Origin of the sequence: Baaleninema sp. (assembly GCF_049974805.1) — a bacterium.
Classification (GTDB): domain Bacteria; phylum Cyanobacteriota; class Cyanobacteriia; order Cyanobacteriales; family Geitlerinemataceae; genus Baaleninema.
Window position 1 is genome coordinate 1 of record NZ_JBNGCO010000173.1, and the last position, 6821, is coordinate 6821.

6 protein-coding genes are annotated in these 6821 nt (G+C 54.6%); 2 read left to right on the plus strand and 4 right to left on the minus strand.

Annotation, left to right across the window (positions count from 1 at the left end; translation table 11 throughout):
* Positions 1–47: 47 nt before the first annotated feature.
* Positions 48–272, plus strand: coding sequence for a hypothetical protein (locus tag ACP5D4_RS20440; RefSeq protein ID WP_428013459.1), 225 nt, complete (start codon positions 48–50; stop codon positions 270–272).
* Between the two features lie 112 nt (positions 273–384).
* Here ACP5D4_RS20440 and bchD read toward each other — a convergent pair whose 3' ends face one another.
* The 4 genes from bchD to ACP5D4_RS20460 all read right to left on the minus strand — a co-directional run bounded on the left by bchD (position 385) and on the right by ACP5D4_RS20460 (position 5869).
* Complete coding sequence (bchD, locus tag ACP5D4_RS20445; RefSeq protein WP_428013460.1) at positions 385–2442, minus strand: magnesium chelatase ATPase subunit D; 2058 nt, start codon at positions 2440–2442, stop codon at positions 385–387.
* A gap of 137 nt (positions 2443–2579) precedes the next feature.
* Positions 2580–4091, minus strand: coding sequence for a sensor histidine kinase (locus tag ACP5D4_RS20450; RefSeq protein ID WP_428013461.1), 1512 nt, complete (start codon positions 4089–4091; stop codon positions 2580–2582).
* A 246-nt stretch (positions 4092–4337) separates the two neighbouring features.
* Positions 4338–4970: a precorrin-8X methylmutase gene (locus tag ACP5D4_RS20455; protein WP_428013462.1), complete on the minus strand. Its 633-nt coding sequence runs from the start codon at positions 4968–4970 to the stop codon at positions 4338–4340.
* 98 nt (positions 4971–5068) lie between these two features.
* Entirely contained in the window at positions 5069–5869 is an 801-nt protein-coding gene (locus tag ACP5D4_RS20460; protein ID WP_428013463.1) for a TPM domain-containing protein, read from the minus strand.
* A gap of 217 nt (positions 5870–6086) precedes the next feature.
* Here ACP5D4_RS20460 and ACP5D4_RS20465 point away from each other — a divergent pair, with 217 nt between their 5' ends.
* The gene (locus ACP5D4_RS20465; RefSeq protein WP_428013464.1) at positions 6087–6272 is read left to right on the plus strand and encodes a PCP reductase family protein; all 186 of its coding nucleotides are present in this window, start codon (positions 6087–6089) and stop codon (positions 6270–6272) included.
* The last annotated feature ends 549 nt before the right edge of the window (positions 6273–6821 follow it).

A 6821-nucleotide genomic window follows, 5' to 3' on the forward strand; every position in this document is an offset into this window, starting at 1 on the left:
CCAAACCGTGAGGTCTGGAGAATCGCCGCTCTTTTAAGGCGGCGAGTATGTCAAAAGGTTGGATTGGCGGCGACGGGAAACTCGAACCCATCGAGTCCGTCGAAAACTGGGTTAGTCCGCTGTTGGGAATTCGTTTCGAGTTAACCCCAGCACAGTTAGAACTCTATCGCCCTGACGGAACGCCGTTTTTAACCTCCGTGGAGTTAGCGCAACGTCTGGAACGCCTCGAAGCCAAATTGCGGGAATTGGGAATCGATCCGAAGAACATTTAATCGCTTCTCTTCCCCAAATCCCTCTGTGTCCTCTGTGTCTGATGTGGTGAATCCCAACACCAGAAACCGGGTATCTAGATACCCGGTTTCTTAGAAGAAGATTGCAACCCTCTTAACCCATTGCATCTCTCAACGCATTTTGCGTCATAGCTGCAATAGTTTGGTCGCTGGCTTTCGGAAGGTGATAATACTTCCCACCCGCTTGCTTGGCCAGTTCCTTCGCGAATCCCGTCGAAACAAACTTGCTTTCAGTGTCGATCACGAGAAGCTGAATGCTCAAGGCGCGGATTTTTCCGGCGATTTCCAGCAACTCTTTCTTAATATCCGGTTTTTCCCCCGGTTCCATCGGTTCCCCGAGCGATCGCGCCAAGGGAATATTTCCCCGTCCGTCCGTAATGGCCACGATCGCAGCCTGACCCACATCTCCCGACTGTTGGGCGTTCACGCACACTCGAACCGCCTGCGTCAACCCGTGGGCCAAGGGCGAACCGCCGCCGCAGGGAAGCCGTTCCAACCGTCGCCGCGCCTGAGTAATCGATCGCGTCGGCGGTAACAACACCTCGGCTTGTTCCCCACGGAACGGAATCAACGACACTTGGTCGCGACTCTGATAGGCTTCCGTCAGCAGTTGCATCACCGCACCCTTCGCCGACTGCATTCGATTCAACGCCATCGACCCGGAAGCGTCCACCAGGAACACCACCAACGCCCCAGCTTTGCGAACCAACCGTTTCGATCGCAAATCGGACTGTTCCACGATGACGCGGCGACCCGGATTCCGCAACCGTCGCGACTTCTGATAGGGTGCAGCCGCCCGCAACGTGGCATCGACTGCCACGCGAACCACTTTCCCTTGAGGTAACATCGGTTTGATATAGCGTCCGCGATCGTCAGAAAAAATCAAACTGCGGCTTCCCGATTTCCCAACCCGCTGCATCGATTGGGAAAAATACAGCACTTCCGGGTCGAGAATCGCCCCTTCCGGGTCGAAAATAAACTCTTCGGGAATGTCCGGCGTTTGGTCTTCCGGTTGGTCTTCTTCCGATTGGTCGTCCTCGTCCTGTTGGTCTTCTTCCTGCTGGTCTTCTTGCTGGTCTTCCGGGGGGTTAGACTCCGGCGGCGGGGGAGGCGGCGGCGGTTCCTCTTCCGGTGGCGTCTGAATCACGGTCGATCGCGGAACGATGACCAATTCTACAGCCCGGCGCAAGTCGTCGGCGTTGACTTCCGTGCGTCCGTCTAAGGCGGCGGCGGCTTTGGCCACGCGCACGGCGAACAGTTCGGCGCGATGTCCCTGGACGACGCCGCGAATGGCTTCGTTGACGAGATACTCGACCTGTTCCGGTTTGATGCGAACGTCTTTCAACCATTCTCGCGCCAGGAGAATTTGGGTTTTCAAGCCATCGAGGTCTTCATCAAACTGCTTGAGGAAGTGTTCGGGGGATTTGGCGTAATCTAAGACGCGATCGACCGCCGCCACGCGCATATCGAGTCCCAACACTTGGTCGGCGGAGAGGGTAATGGCGATGCGATCAAGCAAATGTTCCCGCAGCGGTCCTTCGTCGGGGTTGTAGGTTGCAATCAACAACGGCTGACAGGGATGTTGGAAGCTAATCCCTTCCCGTTCGATTGGGTTGCGGCCTTCTGTGAGGACGTTCAGCAGCAGGTTCGCCACCTGGTCGTCGAGAAGGTTGATTTCGTCCACGTAGAGGACGCCGCGATGAGCCTGCGCCAGCAGTCCCGGTTGAAACACCGGTTGTCCCTGTTTGACGGACTGTTCTACGTCCACCGACCCCAGAAGTCGGTCTTCCGTGACGTTGAGGGGAATTTGCACGAAGGGGGTGGGGATGACGCGGGTGGGAACCTCCGGCATTTCGGCGTTGGTGCCGTTGGTGCGATTTCCGTAGAGTTCGATCGCGCGATCGTCCCACTCTTCCGGTTTGTTGGGGTCGCAGTTACTGAGGGAGTCTTCGACGACTTCGATGGGGGGCAGCAGGGCGTGAAGCGCCCGTGCCATGACGGATTTGGCGGTTCCGCGACGGCCGGACACGGCCACGCCGCCCAAACCGGGATCGATGGCGGACAGGAGCAGAGCCAGTTTGATGGCTTCCTGTCCCACGATGGCGGTGAGGGGAAACGAGATTGGAGTGGGTGCGATTGAGGTCGCTGACATCTGTTATGTGCGATTATGTGCGATCGGATTTTCTTAAACTGTTTGATTCGATCTTACAGCGAACAGTGAGCAGCGAACAGTCAGGACAGTTGACAGTTCTCATCACTCCATCATCTCCTCATCTCCTCATCTCCTCATCACCGTTCCAGCGGCAGGAAAATCGTCAATTCTTCTCCCTGCTGGGGACGGTTGCGGACGATGAGTTTACCGCCGAGGGCGTGGAAGAGGTTTTTCGTCGCTGACAAGTTAAGGCTGATGTTTCCGGTTTCGGGTTGGAAGTTGAGAAGTTGACCGATCGACTTCAAGGGTGCGTTGGCGGTACAACTGGCATTGGTTTGAGTTTTGGAACTGGCTTTGAGTTGTAACTTCAGTTGATGTCCGGCGGGCATCACTTTCACCTGCACGTAACTCCCCAACGGAAGCTGACTGGTGAATCGATCGACAGTCCCGGTCAACACGCGATCGAGTAGGTTGGGATCGCTGATGACTTGGGGCATTTTTTGCGGTAGCAGTACGTCCAGTTTCAGGCTGCGACGGCTGGCTTGTTTCTGCCAGCGGGGAATGCAACTGTTGACGACCTCGGCTAGAGAGGTGGTTGTCAGTTGAACGTGATGCTGAGGTTTGCAGGTTTCGAGTTCGACGGCTTTAAAAATTAATCCGAAGCGATCGATCTGTTCGCTACATTCGCGATCGATGCTTTCGAGCCACCGCAGCACGTCGGGGGCTAAGTCCTTCCGCTTCAGCAACATTTTAGTAAAGGTGCGGATGGTACTTAAAGGCGTGCGGACTTCGTGGGCTAGGGCTTGTAACAGTTCTACGTCCGGGGCAAAAGCTGCCGTGGAGTCGGTTTCAGACGAAACGTTCATGCAAAACGCTGTTTGAAATTGCGCCCAGGGTTCGCTGTGGGGTTTCGCCCTGTCTCGGACTGGGCGAACCTGCCGCGTTGCGGAAGACACCCGCCGTTCCTCGGATGTCTCGGCGGGGTCGGGAAGTGTCTGCAACACCGCTTCGCTAAACTGCATGACGGTTTTGTAATGGGGTTCGACGGGGGCGAACCGTTCCGCGAGTCGGTCGAGGTCGGCAACTGTTTCGGGATGGCTGGTTTGGAGTCGCTGTTGTAGGGCGTTCCAAGCGCGATCGACGATTTTCGGGTCGAAGGTAAACTGAAAGACGGGTCGCCCCTCTTCGTCGGTACCCCGCACCATGACGAGGCTGAAATGGCTGGCGAAGGTCAAACAGAACTGTTCGCGGGTTAGGGGGTCGTCTTTCGGTAAAGACAGGGTGTTGAGGTGAGATGAGAGGTGAGGCGTAGCGGTGGGGGTGGCGCTGGGAAGGCAGTAATGCGATCGCGTGGAAGCGTCGTGGCTTCCTGTTGGAGCAATGGTCCAAGTGGTAAAGCGATCGAGCAGGTCTGCATTACCCAGAATGGGCGTCGGTGCCGACAAGACGAAACCCGACAGCTTCGAGGCTTCGGTCTTGTTGTGAGCATTTGGGCGGTTATCTGGATTTAACAGCGTATTGAGAGCGTCTACGGCCGCCCGCCATTGACGGTCGGCGTGGCGTGCGCTGCGACACCCCGGACGCCCCAAACTGAGGCGATCGCTTTGATTTAGTAGTTGACTGAACGTAGGTAAACGGGACAACTGCACGACAACTTCCCTCGTAGATCGATCGCGGAAATCGGATGAATTGACAATCTCGATATTTCTAGAATATCGGGAAGGGGGGTTGGGATACGTCGCACCAACCGAACCAAACGGAGGGCAATATCCGCATTCGAGTCCGAATTTTCAAGGATTTTGAAATCGGCCAGTTTTAACGTTCGAGAAGACAGTGTGGTGAACCGTCGATGGCGATGGCGACTCTGGCGGCGCGTTTGCCGATCGCGAGGCGTCTCAAGCGGTTACGATGCTGTTATCTTGCCCGTAAGCTTGCCACGCTAAATCCACTAAACTGTTGATAACCGCCACGGCAACCACAGCAGAACCTTTCCGTCCGGCACTGCGAATGTGAGGCACTCGGGAATCGTTCAACCGTTCTTTCAAAACGTCCATTCCCGTAAATCCAGCGGGGGTACTGACCACTAAAGCCGGGCGAATGGCTTCGGCTTCGATTAACTCCACTAGGGCAGTCAACGCTGTTTGAGACTGACCGATGACAAAAATCCCTTCGGGATAGCGTCGCGCCAGGGTTTCGATGCCCCACGCCGCCCGCGTTTTTTCTTTTTGAGGCCGGGTGAGGGCGTCCATACTGCAATAGACGGGGTTGGCGAAGGTGTCCATGATATTGGGCGTAATGCCCACTTGCACCATGGGAACGTCTACCACGATGGTCGTCCGGGCGGCTAAGGCAGCTGCCCCTTCTTGCAGTGCGGTTTCGGAAAAGCGAATTAGGTTTTTATATTCAAAGTCAGCGGTTTCGTAAACCACTTGACGCACGATATGATATTCGGCTGGTGAGAACTCGCGATCGCCGAATTCGCGATCGACGACACCGAGTCCTTGGGCTTCTGTGATATGCCACTCCATAAGGTTGGGACGCCACGAACGGATCTGAAAAGTTGCTTTCAGCTTACCAGCTCGGCTTTCGCGATCGCGACATCCCAAGGGAAATCGTTCGAGTTTTGTTAAGTTTCCGACGGCGAAGAGCGATCGATAATCGGCGTCAGATAGGCCACTAAAGCCCCGAGAACGAAGCCGAGAACGTTCCGCAACAAGGGCAGCCAGTCGGAAGTTCGGCTAATCACCGGGCCGATACCGAAGGCCACGAACAGAATGCCCCACAGGGGAGAAAAGATTAACGCCCATTGCCAAGCGACGAGTTTTCCACCTCTCGGTTGTGCGGCGAACCCGCACACTAAACCACCGATGACCGAGGTCACGAGGGTAAGAATCCACTGTTCGCGAGGCAGTCCCGGTACGACGCGGCAGCCCCCCTGACGCAGGCAGGATTCGACGGATTTCAGAGATTGCAGAATGGATTGATCCTCGCCGTTATCCCGCACGAAAAATTGGTTGCCGTAGCGGGTTTGCAGTTCGATCCAGAAAGTCCGAGGCAGTAAGGAGTATACAGCGTCTCCCACGTTGAATCCTAAAAGATTACCCCCTCGGGGGTCGGCGATGAGCAGAACGCTTTTATCGTCGAGTCCCCAGAAGTCTTTGACGGCTCTTCCAGGGGTGCGATCGAATTGGGTTAACACCCGCAGTTTGTATCCGGTTTCGTTTTCGAGGCGTTCTAAATCAGCCACCAGTTGCTCTTCTTGAGTGCTGGTGAGGGCTTCGGCTAAGTCGATGATGGGGGTTTCGACCTCCGGAAGCAGTTCGGGGTTGTCGTAGGCGTAGGCCGCTGGCGCGATCGCCCAAGACAGGGCTGCCCAGCAGACCGCAGCCAGAGACACCACAATTCGTTTAAAAGCCAAGTGCTGCATAGTTCGTGAGGGTTGGAGTTTCGATGGGTTATGGCGTTTCTTATAGAGATGCCGTGTATTTTAACGTAACGTTCATAATCTTTACATTACTTTACCTTACCACGATCGCCGCGTTCTCAAAACGTCGCGATCGATCCGTCAGACCGTTACACTGCCTCGAATCGGTCTAAAATAGGGGGTACGAGTCGTCTCAGTCTAATGCTTCAGAGTAAACAATATGGCACAGTCGAATTTTGCTGACGACCTGCAATGGACGGTCGAAGCCACCGCCAAGTTTAAAAACATTCCGTTTTTCGTGCGTTCTCAAGCCCGACAGCGCATCGAGGAAATTGCACGAGATGCTGAATCCAGCGTGGTCACTGTGGATATTGTCGAACAGGCGCGAGTGGAATTCGGTCAATAGGCGCGGTCAATAGGCGATCGATCTCTTGAGTCGCGAACCCTGAGTTTCGACAAGGTTTGTAAATACCTCGCCGAACGTTATCCGGCTCAATTTGTCCAGTAGCTTTTAAACACCGAACCCACCCGCCTATGGGTTTTAAAAACCCAGTTAAACATCGAACCGATTCAGGCAGATTCAGTCTTGTTCCCTTAGTGGTGCAGAAAACTCCTGAAACCTTTGTTAGAAAAGATATCGCCGTATTAAAGGCTTGACCCGAAAATATCAAATCGGTAAATGGCTGCCGGGGATCTGGCTCAACCTTAAATACATAAAATACATATAATGTGTATTTTGTCAATCCCCGATCTCGAAAAGTTTTTTGCACCACTGAAGTCTTGTTCCTGAAAATGGAACAACAAATTCTGTCGGGAGGATGTCAGGAAGACGACAGGACAACGCATCGTTATCGCACTCTGCGGCTGTGGGAGTAAGCCCCCGCTTTGTTGGTCGATCGACCGGAATTATACCCTTTTTCACCGCTGGCGCGGAGCGATAACCCACAAGCGTTAT

Excerpts from the sequence above, each read along its gene's own strand:
- ACP5D4_RS20440 (WP_428013459.1), top strand. The coding sequence starts at position 48 with ATGTCAAAAGGTTGGATTGGCGGCGACGGGAAACTCGAACCCATCGAG.
- ACP5D4_RS20465 (WP_428013464.1), top strand. The coding sequence starts at position 6,087 with ATGGCACAGTCGAATTTTGCTGACGACCTGCAATGGACGGTCGAAGCC.
- ACP5D4_RS20460 (WP_428013463.1), bottom strand. The coding sequence starts at position 5,869 with ATGCAGCACTTGGCTTTTAAACGAATTGTGGTGTCTCTGGCTGCGGTC.
- ACP5D4_RS20455 (WP_428013462.1), bottom strand. The coding sequence starts at position 4,970 with ATGGAGTGGCATATCACAGAAGCCCAAGGACTCGGTGTCGTCGATCGC.
- bchD (WP_428013460.1), bottom strand. The coding sequence starts at position 2,442 with ATGTCAGCGACCTCAATCGCACCCACTCCAATCTCGTTTCCCCTCACC.